Origin of the sequence: Kitasatospora sp. NPDC057940 (assembly GCF_042887425.1) — a bacterium.
GTDB lineage: Bacteria > Actinomycetota > Actinomycetes > Streptomycetales > Streptomycetaceae > Kitasatospora.
Map to the genome: position 1 here is coordinate 23,184 of NZ_JBHVPH010000013.1, position 16,896 is coordinate 40,079.

Sequence of the window (16,896 nt, forward strand, 5' to 3'; positions counted from 1 at the left end):
CCTGTCTAGTTCGCTTGCGTCCTGGTGTGGTGGGATGTGCCCGTCACGGGATTGAAGGCGCTGACGGGGGTGCGCGGTGAGGGGTGGACGGCTGTGCGGGCTGGACGGGGACGCGGCGCGGCTTGCCGCGGCGGGCCTGGTCCGGCTGGGTGCGCAGGAGTGGGTGGGCGACGCGGCCGGGGTTCCGGCGTGGCTGGGGCCGGTGCGGGCGGCGTCGTTCGCGGACGCCTGGCTGGCGTTCGGCGAGCCGCCGGTGCCGGGGCTGCGGGTGCCGGCCGGGGAGGTCCTGCGGGCGCTCGCGTACCGGGCGGCGGAGCTGGTGCTCCAGGCCCGCGAGGGGGACGTGCCGGCGGTGCTGGAGTGGCTGGGCCGGCGGTCGGCGGAGGCCCGTGAGCAGGCGGGCCGGGCGGAGGTGGCGCACCCGGCCGAACCGGCCGCGCTCGCCCTGGTGTGGCACGGCGTCCAGGCGGTCACCGCCGACGACGGGGGCGAGGACGGGGGCGGGGAGGCGCACGGCCGGCGCATCGACGAGCGGGGCGAGGCGTACGTCCGGGAGCGGCACCACCGACAGGACACCCTGGCACTGATGCTGGCCTGCGCCCGGATCGCGGCCGCCGCACTGGTGGAGTCGTGCGGCGGCGACCCGGGCCGGGTGGACGGGTGGCTGGAGGAGGACGCGGCCCGGTACATGGCGCTCGGCGGCCCGGCGCCGCTGTGGGTGCCGGGCCGGCCCGGGCAGCCGACGGGGTGAGCCCGGGGCGCGGCCGGACGGCGGACGGGGCTCGGCGGGCCGGGCTCAGCGGGCCGGGAGGCTGAGGGTGGCGTGCAGCCCGCCGCCGGGGCCGGGGGTGAGGCCGAGGTCGCCGTGGTGGGCGTCGGCGATCGCCACGACGATGGCCAGGCCGAGGCCGTGACCGCGGCGGGCGGGGTCGGACTGGGCGGTGCGCCCGCGGCCCCGCAGGAAGGGCTCGGTGAGGGTGGGGACCGTCTCGGGGGCCAGGCGGGGGCCCGTGTTGGTGACGGCGAGCCGGACCCGGCCGGGGCGGTCCGGATCGGCCCCGGTGGTGACGGTGACGGATCCCCCGGTCGGCAGGTTGTGGCGCAGCGCGTTCTGCAGCAGGTTGACGGCGGCCTGGCGCAGCAGGACCGGGTTGCCGGTGGCGGGGGCGGGCCGGCAGTCGGTGGTGACGGTGACGCCCAGGGCGGCGGCCTCCTCCTGGACGGCGGCGAGGGCGTCGCGGGTGGTGCGGGCCAGGTCGAGGGGTTCGAGTTCGGGGGCGGTGTGGCCGAGGTCGGCGAGTTGGAGGAGGGCTTCGCTGATCTCGATGCCGCGCTGGTTGGTGTCCTGGAGGCGGGCGACGAGGGTGGTCCAGTCCTGGCGGGCCGGGTCGGCGGCGGCGACCTGGAGCATGGTGCGGGTGATGGCCAGGGGGGTGCGCAGTTCGTGGGAGGCGTTGGCGGCGAAGCGCTGCTGGGCGTCGAAGGAGCGCTGGAGGCGTTCGAGCATCTCGTCGAAGGCGTCGGAGAGGTCGGTGAACTCGTCGCGGGGGCCGGCGAGGGCGATGCGGTGTTCGAGTGCTCCGCTCGCGGCGCGGTGGGCGGCGCCGGTGATGTCCTGGAGGGGCCGCAGGACGCGGCCGGCGATGAACCAGCCGCCGATCGTGCCGACGGCGGTGAGCAGGGCCAGGGCGTAGCCGGAGATGGTGAGCAGGGAGCGGAGGATCTCCTGGCGGGAGGGGGCGGAGAGGCGGTCGCGGGGGTTGGAGGAGGTGAGCGGGTAGTTGGGGATGTAGCGCATGCCGACGTAGACGACGGCCAGGCAGAGGGTGCCGGTGATGACGGCGAAGAGGGTGTAGCTGAGGGTGAGCCGCAGGCGGGCGGTCAGGCGGCGCGGCCGCGGCGCGGGGCGGGTGCGGGGCGGGGCGCTCACGTGGGGGTGCCGTCGGTGAGGCGGTAGCCGACGCCGGGCACGGTCTGGATCACCCAGGGTTCGCCGAGTCGTTTGCGCAGGCCGGAGATGGTGATGCGGACGGCGTTGGTGAACGGGTCGGCGTTCTCGTCCCAGGCGCGTTCGAGGAGGTTCTCGGCGCTGATGACGCCGCCGCGGGCGGTCATCAGGACCTCCAGGACGGCGAACTGCTTGCGGGACAGCGCGACGTAGCGGCCGTCGCGGTAGACCTCGCGGCGGAAGGGGTCCAGGCGCAGTCCGGCGTATTCGAGGACGGGGGGCGCGGCCTGGGCGGGGCGGCGGGCCAGGGAGCGCAGCCGCACGACGAGTTCGGCGAGGTCGAAGGGCTTGGTCAGGTAGTCGTCGGCGCCGAGTTCGAAGCCGGCGACCTTCTCGTTGAGGCGGGCGGCGGCGGTGAGCATGAGGACGCGGCAGCCCAGGCGGTGCTCGACGATGGTGCGGCAGACGTCGTCGCCGTGGGTGCCGGGGATGTCGCGGTCCAGGACGACGACATCGTAGGTGTGGACGGCCAGGCGTTCGAGGGCGGCGTCGCCGTCCGTGACGATGTCGCAGGCGATCGCCTCCAGGCGCAGGCCCGCCTGGACCGCCTCGGCGAGGTAGATCTCGTCCTCCACCACCAGGACCCGCACGCGCTGTTCTCCCGTCCCGCTCTTGCTGTCGATGCCGTTGCCGTTGCCGTCGGTGTCCATTGGACACGAACGGGCCTATCGAAAACGTATCGGTTAGTGCAGACGTCCTGGTAACACCGCATGTCCTCCCATGGTGTGGCCGCCGGGTTTCCCCGTCGCGGCGAGACGACGAGCGCCGGGAGGCAGCGATGGACGGGACGACGCGCCAGGAGGCGACGCGGGAGCGGACGGCGGGGGGCGGACGGCGGGCGATGGCCGTGGGCACCGGGGCGGTGGTGGTGCTGGCGCTGGCCGGCGCCTGCGCGGCCGCCGATCCGCCGGCGACCGAGGCGGCGCTGCGGACCCTGGCGGCCACCGTCGCGCCGTTCTCCTCCTCCCCCGCTCCGGGGCCCGGCTCCTCGGCGGGGGCGGACGGCGACATACCCGACGGCACGACGCTGACCCCGTTCGACACCGGGGCGCCCGCGGTGGGCAACCTGGACGGGCCGCTGCTGGAAGCCGTCCAGCAGGCCGCCCGGGACGCGCGCGCCCAGGGCATCGAGATGACCGTCACCTCGGGCTGGCGCAGCAAGGAGTACCAGCAGCGGCTGCTCGACAAGGGGGTGGCCAAGTACGGGAGTCTGGAGCGGGCCAGGCAGTTCGTGAACACGCCGGAGAAGTCGGCGCACGTCTCGGGCAAGGCGATCGACATCGGCCCGACCAATGCCGACTACTGGCTGATCCAGCACGGCGCGCGGTACGGGCTCTGCCAGGTGTACGGCAACGAGATCTGGCACTTCGAGCTGCTGACCAGCCCTGGCGGGACCTGCCCGGCCCTGTTGCCCGACGCGGCCGGGTAGGGGGCCGTTCATGATCCGATCGCAGGAGGGGCTCGCGCCGGGGGCGGGGGCCGGGGCGGGGGCGGGGGCGGTCTCAAGGCCGGGGGCGGTGGCGGGGGCGGGCCCGGAGGCGGGGGGCGCCTCGGCGGGTGCCTCCCGCCCGGGCGGCCGTCGACGCCGTCGGGAGCGGCGGCAGCGGCGTCCGCCGGTCGGGCGCTGGCGGCGCGGCCCCGTGGCCGCCGCCGTGGCCCTGCTGACCGCTCTCGCCCTGGCCGGTCACCGGCGGGTGCCGAGCCTGGGCGTCCAGTTGGGGAGCCTGTGGGAGAGCGCCCTGCCCTGGGCCGGCCTCGTGGTGCCCGCCGTCCTGATCGCCGCCGCGCTGCGCCGCGCGCCGGTGCCGGCGTGCGCCGCGGTGGTGCTGGCCGCGGTGTGGACCGTCGTGCTCGGGCCGGTGCTCGCCGGCGGCGGCCCGCCGCCGGGGGGCGGCGCGGGCCAGGCCGGCGGTGCGGGCCTGACCGTGGTCACCCACAACGTGAGCGCGCAGAACCCGGACCCCGCCGGCACGGCCCGGGCGCTGCTCGCCGCCCGCCCCGACCTGGTCGCCCTGGAGGAGGTCACCGACGCCGCGCTGCCCGTCTACGAACACGTGCTGGACGCCGAACTGCCGCACCGCACGCGGATCGGCACCGTCGCGCTGTGGAGCCGCTACCCGGTGACCGACGCACGGCGGCTGACCATCGACCCGGGCTGGAGCCGTTCACTGCGGGCCGAAGTCCAGGCCCCCGGTGGGCCGTTGGCCGTGTTCGTGGTCCATCTCGCCTCCGTCCGGCTCAACGTCACCGGCTTCGCCACCGCTCACCGCGACCGCAACCTCGCCGCGCTCGGCGCCGCGCTGGACGAGGAGCCCCTGCGCCGGGTGCTGCTGCTGGGCGACCTCAACACCGCCGCCGGGGACCACGCGCTCGCCCCGGTCACCAGCCGGCTGAGCTCCGCGCAGGACAGCGCGGGCAGCGGCTTCGGGTTCACCTGGCCGGCGGTCTTCCCGCTGGCCCGGATCGATCACGTCATGACCCGGGGCCTGTCCGCGACCGCCGCCTGGACCCTGCCCGCCACCTCCAGCGACCACCTGCCCGCCGCCGCCCGGCTGACGCCGTGAGGGGCGTGCGGGCGGCAGGCGCGGGGGTGGCGGCGGGCGCGGGGGCCGGCGTCAGGCGAGGAGGTCGGACTGGAGGGTGACCACCTGGCGGAAGGCCGCGTCCGGGACGCCGTCGGGGTTGGTCATGGTGACGACGGCGACGAGGTCGGAGGCGCAGAGGTAGGCGACGCGGGCGTTCGGGGTGCCCTTGGCGCCCTTCGCCGTGCTCTCCTGGGCGTCCAGGTGGACGCCCTCGACGGTGTCCCAGGCGCTGTGGGAGGTGCCCTTCGCGCCGGGCAGGGCATTGGGCCTGGCGTCGGCGCGCAGGGAGGAGAAGACGTTCCAGGACTCGAAGGAGCCGCCGAAGCGCAGCAGCCGGATCTGGGTGCGGGTGCCGTCGGAGGCCGTCCACTCCCGGACGGTGGCCGCCCGGCAGGCGTCCCGCAGGAGCAGCTCGCGGAGCGCGGCCGGGTCCCGCTGGTCGGCGAGCATCGCGTCGCAGGTGACCCAGTCGGCCGGGGCCTGGCCGGCGGGGGCCGTGGACGGGCCCGCGCCCGCCGAGGCCGACGCCGAGGCGGAGGCGGAGGCGGTCGGGCTCGGGGTCGCGCTCGCCGACGGGGTGCCGGTGGCCGAGGCGGTGGGGACCGGGTAGAGCGCCGGGGTGAGGCTGCCGCCGGCCTCCTTGGGGGCGGGCAGCAGCAGGTAGCGCAGGTCCGCGGCGTGCAGGGCGCTCTTGCCGCCCGTACGCTCCGGCGCGCTGCTGCCGGAGGGCAGCGGCGGCAGCGTCAGCGGCGGGAAGGTGTAGCGGCCGTCGCCCGGGGTGGCCAGGCCGGGCAGGTCGGTGCGTTCGGGGGCGGTGACCGCCAGCGCGGCGCCGGTGCCCGCGAGGGCGAACACCAGGGTGGCGGTGGCCCAGCGCGCGGCCGCCCTGCGGCGGGCGCTGCGCCGGGCGAGGCGGGCCTCGTGCTCCTCGGGGGTCTCCGCAGGGGTCTCCGTGGCGGGAGCGGCGGCGGGAGCGGCGGGGCTCTCGGCGGGGATCTCGGCGGGGGTGCCCGCGGCGGGCTCGTGCGGGGTGGCGTGGTCGGTCATGCGGACGCTCCCGGGCGGGCGAGGCGGTCGAGCTGCAGGGTGAAGAGGGCGACGATCCGGTCCTTGGGCAGCGGTGCCACGCCCTCGACGTTCATGACCACCAGGAGGTCGCCCTCGGCGGCCGAGCACTCCAGGTAGTCGATCGGCGCGGACGGCGGCGCCGGCATCAGGTAGCAGTGCGCCTCGGGGTGGCCCGGGATCTCCGGGCCGATCCGGAACAGGCCGGTGTCGCCGGTGAAGACCGCGGTGTACTCGTTGAGCTTCTGCACTTCCTGCTGGTTGAACTGGCGCAGCTTCAGGCCGACCACCAGGTCGTCCTCGGTGGTCCGGTACGTGCGCACGCCGGTGGCCTTGACGTGCAGGCCCTCCCAGTAGGAGCGCAGCTTGTCGCGCTTGTCCTTGGGGATCTGCTGGAGTTCGTCGTCCAGTTCGGCGGACAGGAACTCGGCGCCGAGTTCGGTGTCGTTGCCGTAGCCGCCCTCGTCCGGGCCGGGTTCGTAGCCGGCCGGGACGGGCAGCAGCAGGTCGCGCAGCGAACCGAAGTGGTTGCCGTTGGACTTGGCGCCGAACGGCGTGGCGGTCGCGGTCGGGACGGGCGCGGCGGACGGCCCGGCGGCGACGGCCGGGGCGGGGTCGTCGTACTGGGTCTTGATGATGCCGACGCCGATGGCCACCCCGGCCAGCGCCGCCGCGGCCGTCGCGGCGCCCGCACGCAGCAGGCGGCGGGAGGCGGGGCGCGGGGCGGCGGGCGCGGCGGCGGTCGGCGCGGCCGGATCGGCGGCGAACTGCTGCTCGGCGACGGGCTGTTCGGTGGCGGCCGGGGCCGCGTCGGGGGCGGTCGGCGCCGGCGTGGCGGCCGGGGTCCCGGTCATGCTGTTGTCGGTCATACCAGCCGCTCCCACTGCTGCTTGGCGAGGTCCTTCACGACGTCGGGGTTCACCGGCTTGGAGTCGAAGACCTCCACCACCATCGCCACCGTGCCGCGCTGGGCTACGGCCTGGCCGTAGTAGTACCGATCGGCGCTGTCGGCCCAGTACCTGGGTTCCTCGTCCACCCGGTAGCCGCCGTTGGCGCCGTTGGCGCCGTTGGCGCCGTCGGCGAACGGCTTCAGGTTGCGGGTGGTGCCGACGGCGTGCGTGGCGGCTTCGTCGGCGTGGTCCGGCGCGTACTGGACCAGCGACACGCGGTACCTGGCGTCGCCCTTCTTCCAGTCCACCTCGGCCGCGCGGCGGAAGCCCCGGGAGTTCAGGTCCTTGAAGTCGCGGACCGCGCTGTCGCTGTACTCGGCGAGCTCGCCGACCGACACCCAGCTCGGCTTGTCCGGGAATTCTCCCCAGGCGGTGCTGCCGTCCGGGGCGCCGATCAGCAGCTTGCGCAGGTCGCCGTCGATGGCCAGCGGCTTGGGCTGCTGGGCGGCGTAGGCGGTCGGGTCGACCGCCACGGCCGGGTAGGACGGGCGCGCGACCTGGATCGGCGGCAGCGGCGTCGGCGGGCGCTGGGCCTGGACGGCGTAGCCGACGCCGCCGCCGACCAGGGTGCCGAGCACCAGGCCGGACACCGCCAGCAGCACCGGGCGCGGGCGGCGCGGGGCGCGGGGCGCCCGCTCGGGGGCGGGCGGCAGGAGCTCGGGGGTCGGCGCGTCGGACGGCGGTTCAGTGGTGAACTGCGGTGCGGCGAAAGGTGATTCGGCGGCCGGGGTCTCGGCGGCAGGCGGTTCGGCGGGTGCGGCGTGGGGCCGCGGCGGTTCGGCGGGCGCCGGTGCGGTGCCGGGCGGGGGCAGCGCGGGTTCGGTGGTCACGGGGTGGCTCCAGAGGAGGATGGGGAGGACGGCGTCGGGGCGGGCGGCGGCGCGGGTTCAGCCGCGTTCAGCTGCGTTCAGCCGCCGGAGGCGAGCCACTCGCGCTGGCGCTTCATCAGCCCGCTCAGCAGCGCCTTGTCCGGTGTCCCCTTCACCTCGACGTCGATCGTGTACTGGACGTCGCCCTGGCTGGAGATGCCGGTCATCGAGCCGGTGTACGCCTGCTGCTTGGGCTTGTGCAGGTAGCCGTGGGCGTTCGGGTCTCCGTCGATGTCGATCGGGTCCTGCGACTTGAGGGTGTATCCCTGGACGAACTCGCGCGCCATCGAGGTGGACCCGAAGCGCAGCAGGGTGACGGTGACCTCGGCCTTGCCGTCGGCCGTCCGGTACATCCGGGTGGCGCCCGACTGGTAGCCGTACGAGCCGAGGATGTCCATGATGCCGTCCTGCTTGCCGAACAGCTCGGTGACGTCGTCGTTGGTCATGGTCATCCCGTCCGCGGGCCCGTACGACTCGCCGCCGTCCGGGATCGGGAGCAGGAAGTAGCGCAGGTCGCCCTCGTGCTTGCCGCCGTTGACGCTCCCCTTGACGGTGCTGGCCGGTTTGGGGGTGGTCGGGGCGGCGGTGGGCGTCGGCACCGGTACCGGGGTGGCGGAGGGCGTCGGGCTCGGGCTGGAGGCGGTGGTGGCGGCCGGCGCGGGTGCGGCGGCGGCCACCGGGCGGGCGTCCGGCTTGCCGACGGCGACGGTCACCGCGGCGCTGGTCGCCGTGACGGCGAGCAGGCCGGCGGTGGCCAGGACGACGCCGACGGCGCGCGGCAGCCGGCGCGCGGCCGGTTCGGGTGCGACGGCGTGCTGCGGCGCGGCGTCGGGCTGCGGTACGGAGGCGTGCTCCGGTACGGCGGGGTGCTGCGGCGCGGCGGGGTGCTGCGGTGCGGCGGCCGGTTCCGGTGCAGCGTCGGGCTGCTCCGGAACGGCGGCTGTCTCGTTTTCGGGCGCGGACAAGGAACTCCCCCGGGAAAATGTGGGATCTCGCGCGCGGACTTCCTCGCAAACCGCTTCCCCGGCGGTTCTCCGGACCGTCCATCACGCGTCTCAGCAGGAATTATGAGAGACCGTTCGCATCACTGCCAACAAAGTTAATCGCCGCACTCCGGTCCAATACTCGATGAATCGGACACGTCGTGATGTAACCGCAACAGGCGGTCCTGGCGTGGTACCGCGGTACCGTGCCCACTCCGATGATCGGTCCGGGGTACCACGGATCGCGCCGGCGCCGCACCTAGCGTGGAGTGTGAGGGAGGCCGGGACGGTCCGGCCCCGGAGCGTAGGGGTGAGCGATGATCGAGGCGCACCAGCTGACGAAGCGGTACGGGGAGAAGACCGCCGTCGACCGGCTCGACTTCACGGTCAGGCCCGGCACGGTCACCGGCTTCCTCGGGCCCAACGGCGCCGGGAAGTCCACCACCATGCGGATGATCGTCGGGCTGGACGCTCCCACCAGCGGCTCGGTGCGCGTCAACGGGCGCCGTTACGCCGCGCACGCGGCGCCGTTGCAGGAGGTCGGGGCGCTGCTGGAGGCCAAGTCGATCCACCCGGGGCGCTCCGCGTTCAACCACCTCATGGCCCAGGCTCACACCCACGGCATCCCGCGCTCGCGGGTGGAGGAGGTCGTCGAGCTGACGGGGCTGCAGTCGGTGGCCAGGAAGCGTGCCGGGGCGTTCTCGCTGGGCATGGGCCAGCGGCTGGGGATCGCGGCGGCGCTGCTGGGCGACCCGGCGACGGTGATGCTGGACGAGCCGGTCAACGGTCTCGACCCGGAGGGCGTGCTGTGGATCCGCAACCTCCTCACCTCGCTGGCCGCCGAGGGCCGCACCGTCTTCGTGTCCTCGCACCTGATGAGCGAGGTCGCGCTGGTCGCCGACCACCTGATCATCGTCGGGCGGGGCCGGCTGCTGGCCGACACCACCGTGCAGGACCTGGTCCGCCAGGCCGGCGGCGACGTGGTGAAGGTGGCCAGCGCCGATCCGGCCCGGCTGCGCGCGGCGCTGGCCGGGCCGGGTGTGGAGGTCACCGGCCGTTCCGGTTCGGAGGAGCTCCTCGTCACCGGCCTGGCGGCGCGGGAGATCGGCCTGCGGGCCGCCGAGCAGGGCATCGCGCTGTTCGAGCTCACCACCCGCACGGTCTCCCTGGAGGAGGCGTTCATGGAGCTGACCAGGGACGCCGTGGAGTACCACGGCGCCACCACCGCGACCGGGCCCGCCGCCAGTGCGGGTGCCGGCGCCGAGTCCCCGAGGAGCGCGGCATGAGCACCATCGCACCGAGCCAGACGTCCGAGGCCGCAGGCCTGCGGCCCGCGCGCCCCGCCTACCGGGTGACGCCCGTGCGCGTGCTGCGCTCGGAGTGGGCCAAGCTGTGGTCGCTGCGCTCGACCTGGATCACGCTGGGCCTGGGCCTGCTGTTCCTGGTCGCGTTCGGGCTGATCGCCGCGTTCCAGTTCAAGTCGAGGATCACCTCGGGGCGCCCGATGGACCGGGGGGACTTCGCCGACGCCAGTGCCCTGAGCCTGTCGCTGTTCGGCACCAACTTCGCGCAGCTGGCGTTCGGCGTCCTCGGCGTGCTGGTCGCCGCGGGCGAGTACTCCACCGGCATGATCCGCTCCACCCTGGCCGCGGTGCCGCGCCGGCTGCCGGTGCTGTGGTCCAAGGCGGCGGTGTACGGGGTGGTGGTGCTGCTGCTGGGCACCGTCGGGGTGTTCGTCGCCTTCGCGGCCGACAGCGGCATCCTCTCCGGTACCCGCGCGGCGATGACGTTCTCCGACGCCGGCGTCCTGCGCGGCCTGCTGGGGGCCGGGCTCTACCTCGCCCTGGTGGGCGTGATCGGTGTCGCGCTGGGCGCGCTGCTGCGGTCGGTGGCGGGCGGCATCTCGGTGCTGGTGGCCTCGCTGATGCTGGTCCCCGGCCTGATCTCGCTGCTGCCCTCGTCCTGGCAGGACCACATCAGCCCGTACCTGCCCAGCAACGCGGGCCAGGCGTTGTTCGCCCTGCACCACGACGCGACCACGCTGTCGCCCGCCGCGGGGCTGGCGGTCTTCCTGCTGTGGACGGTGCTCGCCCTGGCGGGCGCGGCCGTGCGCCTGGTGCGCAGCGACGCCTGAGGGCTGGGAGACTGCGTGGACGTCCCGGTGCGGTGCCCGTTCGAGTCGGGTGCCGCACCGGGCCCGTTTCGTATCCGTTGCGGGTGAGTGGGACGAAGGTGCGGGTGAGTAGGACGAAGGTGACACCCGTTGCGGACGAGCTGGACGAAGGTGACGCCGTGAGCGAGCACGACACCGCCGCGGGGGCGGGGGGCGACCCGCTGTCGGGGCACCCGGTGTTCGCGCGCCTGGCCCGGCTGGGGCAGCGGGCGCGGCAGGCGGACCGCGACCACCCGTGGGTGCTGGACACCGCGGTGGTGGCCGCGGTCTTCCTGCTGTTCTGCCTGCCGGACCTGCTGCCCTTCCACGACGGCGGGGAGCGGGCGCGCGAGCACCGGATCGTCTTCGCCCGCCCGCCGCTGGCGGCGATGCTGGCCTTGCAGGCGGGGCTGCTGCTGCCGCTGCTGTGGCGCCGGCGGCGGCCGGCGGCGGCGTTCGCGGCGGTCGCGGCCGTGTTCGTCCTGCAGTGGTCGCTGGGGGTGGCGCTGCGCGCGGACGTCGCGCTGCTCGTCGCCCTCTACAGCCTGGCCCTGCACGGGAGCCTGCGGCACCTGGCGTGGGCGTGCGCGGCGATGACCGGCGCGTCGGCGCTGGTCGCGGTGGAGCTGTCCGGCGGGCTGCCGGTCGGGGACGCGCTGTTCTTCCTGTTCAGCGCGGCGACGGCGGCGGTGGCCGTCGGCATCGCGGTGCGCATCCGCCGGGCCCAGCTCGCCGGGCTGCGCGAACGGGCGGCGCGGCTGGAGGTCGAGCGCGACCAGCGCAGCCGGCTGGCCACCGCCACCGAGCGCACCCGGGTGGCCCGGGAGATGCACGACATCATCGGCCACAACCTGTCCGTGATCATCACCCTGGCGGACGGCGGCGCGTACGCGACCGAGGCCTCCCCCGAGCGGGGCCGGGAGGCGCTGCTGCTGATCGGGGAGACCAGCCGCCAGGCGCTGGGCGAGCTGCGGCGCATGCTCGGTGTCCTGCGCGACCAGGGCGAGGGCCCCGAGTTCACGCCGCAGCCGGGCATCGCCGACCTCGACGGGCTGTGCGCGCGCATCCGGGCCGCCGGGCCGCAGGTCGTGTACACCGCGCGCGGCGAGGTGGGGCGGCTGGACCGCGGGGTGCAGCTGATGGCGTACCGCATCGTCCAGGAGGCGCTCACCAACACCCTCAAGCACGCCGGGCCCGAGACCCGGGTGCACGTGACGCTGGCCGCCGAGGGCGGCCGGCTGCGGGTGCGGGTGCGGGACGGCGGTCCGCCCGGCGGGGCGGTGCGCGGCGGTGCGGCGGGCGAGGAGGGGCACGGCCTGACGGGCATGCGCGAACGTGCGGCCCTGTACGGGGGCACCGTCACCGCCGGGCCCGGGCCCGGGGCAGGATGGACCGTGGAGGCCGTCCTCGACCTCACCCCCGACGGGCCCGACGGCCCCGACGGCCCCGGTCGCCCCGGCGGCCCCGGCGCCTTCACCCCCGATCCCGACCCCGACCCGACAGGCGGCCTGACGTGACCACGGTCCTCATCGTCGACGACCAGCCGCTCCAGCGGTACGGCTTCCGGATGCTGCTGGAGAGCCAGCCCGGCACGGAGGTCGTCGGCGAGGCCGCGCACGGCGCCGAGGCCGTACGCCTGACGGCCGACCTGCGGCCCGACGTCGTCCTGATGGACATCCGGATGCCCGGCATGGACGGCATCGAGGCCACCCGGCGCATCGTCGCCACCGGCGGGCGCTCACGCATCCTCGTCCTGACCACCTTCGACCTCGACGAGTACGCCCACGCCGCGCTGCGCGCCGGCGCCAGCGGCTTCCTCCTCAAGGACGCCCACCCGGAGGACCTCCTGGCCGGGATCCGCGCCGTCTCCGAGGGCGACGCCGTCGTCGCCCCCGCCATCACCCGGCGCCTCCTGGACGCCTACGCCCACCACCTGCCCGTGCGCCCGCCCGGCGCGGCCCCCGAGGACGACCCGCGGCTGAACGCCCTGACCGAGCGCGAGCGCGAGATCCTGGTCGCGGTCGGCCGGGGCTGGACCAACGGCGAGATCGCGCAGCGCCTGGTGCTCGCGGAGTCGACCGTCAAGACGCACGTCAGCCGGGTGCTGTCGAAGATCGGCGCCCGGGACCGGGTGCAGGCCGTGATCTTCGCCTACGACCGCGGCCTGAACCGGCCGAACCCGCCGGCCTGAGCCGTCCCCCTCCTGCCGCGCTCCTGCCGCGCCCCTGCCGCCGCGGTGTCAGGGGCGCTTCTTCGGGGCGGCGTCGAGGTCGGTGGCGGCGGCGGCCAGGATGGCGCCGAAGACGTGGGCGATGAGGGGCTTGCCGATCCGGCGGGCGAAGGCCGCGCCGACGAGGGGGACGGGGAGCGCGAAGCCGGTCGTCCAGACGACCAGGGTGCCCTCGGGGACCTCCTCGAAGGTCATCCGGCCGAACTCGTGCCGGGCCGGCGGGAAGCTGCGGTCGACGGTGTAGTCGAAGCCGTGCGGGGCGTTGTAGGCGGTGATCCGCTCGTTGAACCAGCCGATCAGCCAAGTGTGCAGCCGCACGGCGCCCACCCCGTAGGGCGCGCCCTCGCCGGGCCTGGCCAGGCGCGCCCTGAGCACGAACGGGGAGCGGGTGTAGTTGGTACTCGTGGCGCACCAGTCGAACACCTCGGCGATCGGCGCCGCGATGACCCGTCGCACGGTCACGGTTTCCATGGCTCGGCCCTCTCCTGCAGCGGGGGGCGCGGGTGTCGACCGCGCCCTGTTCACCGATGAGGACCGGACGCCGCCCGAAACCGTGACATCGGGCGGGGGCGTCCTCGGGGGTGGCGACGCCGCCTGCCTACCGTTCGGCTCTGGGCGTGCGGGCCATGAGCAGGTCGACGGCGCGGTCGGTGGTGACGGTGCCGTCGAGGATGGCGACGACGAGTGCGGTGATGGGCATCTCGACCTGGTGCCGTCGGGCGAGGTCGAGGACCGCGTAGGCGGACTTGGCTCCTTCGGCGGTCTGGCCGGTGGCGGTGGCGGCCTGGTCGATGGTCAGGCCGCGGGCGAGGTGTTCGCCGAAGGTGCGGTTGCGGGAGAGCGGGGAGAGGCAGGTCGCGGTGAGGTCGCCGAGGCCGGCCAGTCCGGCGAAGGTCGCGGGGTCGGCGCCGAGCGCGGTTCCCAGGCGGGCGGTTTCGGCGAGCCCGCGGGTCAGGAGGGTGGCCTCGGCGTTGTCGCCGAGGCCGAGTCCGGCGGCCAGGCCGACGGCGAGCGCGATGACGTTCTTGACCGCGCCGCCGAGTTCGCAGCCGATGACGTCGGTGTGGGTGTAGGGGCGGAAGTACGGCGTGCGGCAGGCCACTTGGAGTCGGCGGGCGGCGTCGTGGTCGGTGCAGGCGATGACGCTGGCGGCGGGCTGGCGGGCGGCGATCTCGCGGGCCAGGTTCGGGCCGGACAGGACGGCGACACGGGCGGGGTCGAGGGCCGCGCCCTGGGCGATGACCTCGCTCATGCGCCGGCCGGTGCCGAGCTCGATGCCCTTCATGAGGCTGACGACCAGGGTGTCCGGCTCGATCAGGGGCGCCCACGCGGCCAGGTTGGCCCGCAGGGTCTGGGAGGGGATGGACAGGACGGCGACGTCGGCTCCGGCCAGGGCGACGTCGGCTCCGGTGGTGGCCTTCACCGTGCCGGGCAGCGTGACGCCGGGCAGGTAGCCGGGGTTGACTCCCCGGGTGTTGATGCCGTCGGCGACCTCGGGGCGGCGCGCGTGCAGGACGACGTCGCATCCGGCGTCGGCGAGAACCAGCGCGAAGGCGGTCCCCCACGATCCTGCCGACAGTACGGCGACCCGGGTCATCCTCTACCTCCGCGTGCTGGTGGGGAGCTGAGGGGCAGCGTACTGGCGCTTTGGGGCGGAGACGCCGGTCAGCGGCGGCGCAGGGTGAGCGCGACGGCGCGGCGCCCGTCCAGAGTGGGCAGCATGCGGGCGCGGGCCGAAACCGTGGTGTCGGGTGGGGGCGTCCTCGGGGGTGGCGAGAGTGAACGGGGAGAGGGGGCGGGGTGGGGCGCGGGGCTGCTGTGGAGTGGGGGGCGCTGCACCGGCGGTGTGCGGTGGGTGTGGTGGCGGGGGTGGCGGTGCTGGGGGGCGCGGCCGGGCCGGTGGTGTGGGCGGGGTCGCAGGACCTGCCGGGCGATCGGCGGTGGTGGCTGGTGGTGTGCGGGGTCGCGCTGGTGGCGGCCGTCGGTGCCTCGGTGCCGCTGCTGCGTCAGGTTTCCGTCGGCGACTACGTCGTCTCCTGTGTGGCGCTGGTGCTGCTGCTCGTACTGGCCCTGGGCACGGTGTTCGCGGCGGCGCAGGCCGCCTACGCCGTCCGGACCAGGCTGCACGAACCGCCCCACGTCACGGCCACCGTGACGGGCTGCCGGACGACGGGCCGGGAGCTGGACGACCAGAACCAGGGCCACGACGTCTACGGCTGCACGTACCACTGGAGCGCCGGCGACCGGGAGTTCAGCGAGGAGCGGCCCACCGGGAAGCTGTATCCGGACGGGCACGAGACCAGGGTGTGGCTCGCCGGCGAGCGGATGATCACGAGCCGGCCGAGCCTGCTCGGGATCCCGCTGTGGATCGCGCTCGCCCTGGCCGGGCTGGCGGGCACGGTCCGGTTCTCGGCGTTCCTGGCCTGGAAGGCCCGCGATGTGGGCCTGAGGGGCTAGGGGTGGCCGGAATCCGGGGTGGTGGGTGCGGTGCTCTGGCAGCATCGGGCGGATGGGGCAGTGGGAGGGGATCGGGCGGCGCTTCGTCGTGGGCGCGGGGTACGCGCTGTACCGGGGGCCGCTGGCGGACAGTACGTCACACCGGCACGCCGCGTTCCAGGTCGCCGTCGCGTCGGCGGGCGCCGAGGTGACGATCGTGGACGGGGACGGGGTCCGGCACCGGGGCGCGGCGGTGGTGGTGGCGCCGATGGTGTGGCACCGGATGGCGCCGGTGCGGGAGGTGTCGGCGTTCTTCGTCGATCCGCACTGCGCGTTCGCGGACCGGCTGCGGGCGGGGTGCGGTGACGGTGTCACCGTCGCGCCCCAGTGGCGGGGCCTGGCGGAGGAGGACCTGCGTCCGTCCGGGGTGCTGCCGTCGGCCGAGGTGGACGTGCGACTGTGGGCGGCGATGGAGGCGCTGACGGACCACCGGGTCGCGCTGCCGGGGCTGGCGGCGCGGGTGGGGCTGTCGCCGCAGCGCCTGCGGGCCCTGGCGCGGCGGCAGTTGGGGGTGCCGCTGGCGCGCTGGCGGATCTGGCGGCGGCTGGCCCGCGCCGCCGACGCCCTGGGCGAGGAGCGCACGCTCGCCGAGGCGGCGCTGGCGGGCGGCTTCGCGGACCAGGCGCACTTCAGCCGCCAGATGCGGGAGATGACGGGGCTGACGCCGTCGGCGGTGCTCCCGGTGCTGCGCGCCTCGGGCCGGGCGGGCGGCCTGGCGGACAGCGCGATTGACGGCCAGGACCCGGCGGGCAGCCAGGACCCGGCGGGCGACGCGGGCGCGGCCTACGCGCGGCGGGCGACGTAGAACGACAGCGAGCCGGTGAGCGTGGCGACGGTCTCGGTCTCGCGCACGCCGTGGAAGCCGGCCTCGCTGATCAGCCGGGGCAGGATGCCGTCGGCGTTGGGCTGGGTGTCCTCCTTGCCGTCCGCCAGTTGCACGATGCGGAACGCCAGGCGCATGGCGGCCGTGCGCTGGCGCCCGAAGTCGGCGATGACGAGCTTGCCGCCGGGGCGCAGCGCCGCGTGCATGGAGGCGAGGACGGCCTCTTTCATGGGGATGGGGCACTGGTGGAGGACGAGGCTGGAGACGACGGTGTCGGCTGTTTCGGCGCCCACGAGGTCGGCGACGGCGTCGCCCATGCCGAGGTGCCATTCGGGGGTCACGCCGGCGGCGGCGGCCTTGCGGCGGGCCACTTCGAGGGTGGTGGGGTCGGGGTCGACGCCGATGACGCGGGCGCGGGGTTCGACGCGGCCGAGGAGGACGGCCAGGGAGCCGGTGCCGCAGCCGACGTCGAGGATCACGTCGTCGGGGCGGGGGGCCACGTGCATGGCGAGCAGGCTGCGCCACAGGCGTTCGCGGGTGAGGGAGACGATGGGGTCGTAGAAGCGTACGGGGCCGAGGCGGCCGGCGGCGGGGGTGAAGGCGCGATCGGTCATGGGGGTCAGTGTCGGCCGGGGGGTGTGGTGGCGTCTTGAACGAATCGCTCGCCGGGCGGGGCGGGTTGGGGGTTTCCGGGCCTGTCGCGGGGTCGGGTTCCGGCCCTCCCCGGGCACATAG

At 75.3% G+C, this 16,896-nt stretch carries 18 protein-coding genes; 9 read left to right on the forward strand and 9 right to left on the reverse strand.

The window, feature by feature from the left end:
• Positions 1-76 precede the first annotated feature (76 nt).
• On the forward strand, positions 77-751 hold the full coding sequence (locus tag ACFVTF_RS20525; RefSeq protein ID WP_387815262.1) for a hypothetical protein: 675 nt from the start codon (positions 77-79) through the stop codon (positions 749-751).
• A gap of 45 nt (positions 752-796) precedes the next feature.
• Here ACFVTF_RS20525 and ACFVTF_RS20530 read toward each other — a convergent pair whose 3' ends face one another.
• Complete coding sequence (locus ACFVTF_RS20530; protein WP_387815264.1) at positions 797-1,930, reverse strand: sensor histidine kinase; 1,134 nt, start codon at positions 1,928-1,930, stop codon at positions 797-799.
• The gene (locus ACFVTF_RS20535; protein WP_063353004.1) at positions 1,927-2,598 is read right to left on the reverse strand and encodes a response regulator transcription factor; all 672 of its coding nucleotides are present in this window, start codon (positions 2,596-2,598) and stop codon (positions 1,927-1,929) included. The genes ACFVTF_RS20530 and ACFVTF_RS20535 overlap by 4 nt, the downstream gene beginning before the upstream one ends.
• Positions 2,599-2,786: 188 nt before the next feature.
• Between ACFVTF_RS20535 and ACFVTF_RS20540 the strand changes: the two genes are divergently transcribed.
• Together ACFVTF_RS20540 and ACFVTF_RS20545 are read left to right on the forward strand one after the other, a co-directional pair.
• A complete protein-coding gene (locus ACFVTF_RS20540; RefSeq protein ID WP_387815266.1) occupies positions 2,787-3,437 on the forward strand; it encodes a M15 family metallopeptidase in 651 nt (216 codons plus the stop codon).
• 211 nt (positions 3,438-3,648) lie between these two features.
• The gene (locus ACFVTF_RS20545; RefSeq protein ID WP_387815268.1) at positions 3,649-4,572 is read left to right on the forward strand and encodes an endonuclease/exonuclease/phosphatase family protein; all 924 of its coding nucleotides are present in this window, start codon (positions 3,649-3,651) and stop codon (positions 4,570-4,572) included.
• Positions 4,573-4,623: 51 nt separating this feature from the next.
• Here the strand turns inward: ACFVTF_RS20545 and ACFVTF_RS20550 are convergent, their stop codons facing one another.
• The 4 genes from ACFVTF_RS20550 to ACFVTF_RS20565 form a co-directional block, all read right to left on the reverse strand.
• On the reverse strand, positions 4,624-5,640 hold the full coding sequence (locus tag ACFVTF_RS20550) for a hypothetical protein (protein ID WP_387815270.1): 1,017 nt from the start codon (positions 5,638-5,640) through the stop codon (positions 4,624-4,626).
• Complete coding sequence (locus ACFVTF_RS20555) at positions 5,637-6,527, reverse strand: hypothetical protein (protein ID WP_387815272.1); 891 nt, start codon at positions 6,525-6,527, stop codon at positions 5,637-5,639. The genes ACFVTF_RS20550 and ACFVTF_RS20555 overlap by 4 nt, the downstream gene beginning before the upstream one ends.
• Entirely contained in the window at positions 6,524-7,438 is a 915-nt protein-coding gene (locus tag ACFVTF_RS20560; protein WP_387815274.1) for a hypothetical protein, read from the reverse strand. Before ACFVTF_RS20560 ends, ACFVTF_RS20555 begins: the two co-directional genes overlap by 4 nt.
• A gap of 77 nt (positions 7,439-7,515) precedes the next feature.
• Positions 7,516-8,442: a hypothetical protein gene (locus tag ACFVTF_RS20565; RefSeq protein ID WP_387815276.1), complete on the reverse strand. Its 927-nt coding sequence runs from the start codon at positions 8,440-8,442 to the stop codon at positions 7,516-7,518.
• Positions 8,443-8,777: 335 nt separating this feature from the next.
• On the opposite strand from ACFVTF_RS20565, the gene ACFVTF_RS20570 reads away from it, so the two are divergent.
• The 4 genes from ACFVTF_RS20570 (at position 8,778) to ACFVTF_RS20585 (ending at position 12,803) form a co-directional block, all read left to right on the forward strand.
• Positions 8,778-9,746: an ATP-binding cassette domain-containing protein gene (locus ACFVTF_RS20570; protein ID WP_387815278.1), complete on the forward strand. Its 969-nt coding sequence runs from the start codon at positions 8,778-8,780 to the stop codon at positions 9,744-9,746.
• Positions 9,743-10,594, forward strand: coding sequence for an ABC transporter permease (locus tag ACFVTF_RS20575; RefSeq protein ID WP_371515206.1), 852 nt, complete (start codon positions 9,743-9,745; stop codon positions 10,592-10,594). The genes ACFVTF_RS20570 and ACFVTF_RS20575 overlap by 4 nt, the downstream gene beginning before the upstream one ends.
• A 158-nt stretch (positions 10,595-10,752) precedes the next feature.
• Positions 10,753-12,129: a sensor histidine kinase gene (locus ACFVTF_RS20580; RefSeq protein WP_387815280.1), complete on the forward strand. Its 1,377-nt coding sequence runs from the start codon at positions 10,753-10,755 to the stop codon at positions 12,127-12,129.
• Positions 12,126-12,803: a response regulator gene (locus ACFVTF_RS20585; protein ID WP_387815282.1), complete on the forward strand. Its 678-nt coding sequence runs from the start codon at positions 12,126-12,128 to the stop codon at positions 12,801-12,803. Before ACFVTF_RS20580 ends, ACFVTF_RS20585 begins: the two co-directional genes overlap by 4 nt.
• A gap of 48 nt (positions 12,804-12,851) precedes the next feature.
• Here ACFVTF_RS20585 and ACFVTF_RS20590 read toward each other — a convergent pair whose 3' ends face one another.
• Entirely contained in the window at positions 12,852-13,313 is a 462-nt protein-coding gene (locus tag ACFVTF_RS20590; RefSeq protein WP_387815284.1) for an SRPBCC family protein, read from the reverse strand.
• Positions 13,314-13,440: 127 nt separating this feature from the next.
• Positions 13,441-14,439: an NAD(P)H-dependent glycerol-3-phosphate dehydrogenase gene (locus ACFVTF_RS20595; RefSeq protein WP_387815286.1), complete on the reverse strand. Its 999-nt coding sequence runs from the start codon at positions 14,437-14,439 to the stop codon at positions 13,441-13,443.
• Positions 14,440-14,711: 272 nt separating this feature from the next.
• On the opposite strand from ACFVTF_RS20595, the gene ACFVTF_RS20600 reads away from it, so the two are divergent.
• The gene (locus ACFVTF_RS20600; protein WP_387815288.1) at positions 14,712-15,299 is read left to right on the forward strand and encodes a hypothetical protein; all 588 of its coding nucleotides are present in this window, start codon (positions 14,712-14,714) and stop codon (positions 15,297-15,299) included.
• A gap of 52 nt (positions 15,300-15,351) precedes the next feature.
• Positions 15,352-16,143, forward strand: coding sequence for a helix-turn-helix domain-containing protein (locus ACFVTF_RS20605; RefSeq protein WP_387815290.1), 792 nt, complete (start codon positions 15,352-15,354; stop codon positions 16,141-16,143).
• Here ACFVTF_RS20605 and ACFVTF_RS20610 read toward each other — a convergent pair.
• On the reverse strand, positions 16,122-16,775 hold the full coding sequence (locus tag ACFVTF_RS20610) for a class I SAM-dependent methyltransferase (RefSeq protein WP_371515217.1): 654 nt from the start codon (positions 16,773-16,775) through the stop codon (positions 16,122-16,124). The genes ACFVTF_RS20605 and ACFVTF_RS20610 overlap by 22 nt on opposite strands.
• Positions 16,776-16,896 lie beyond the last annotated feature (121 nt).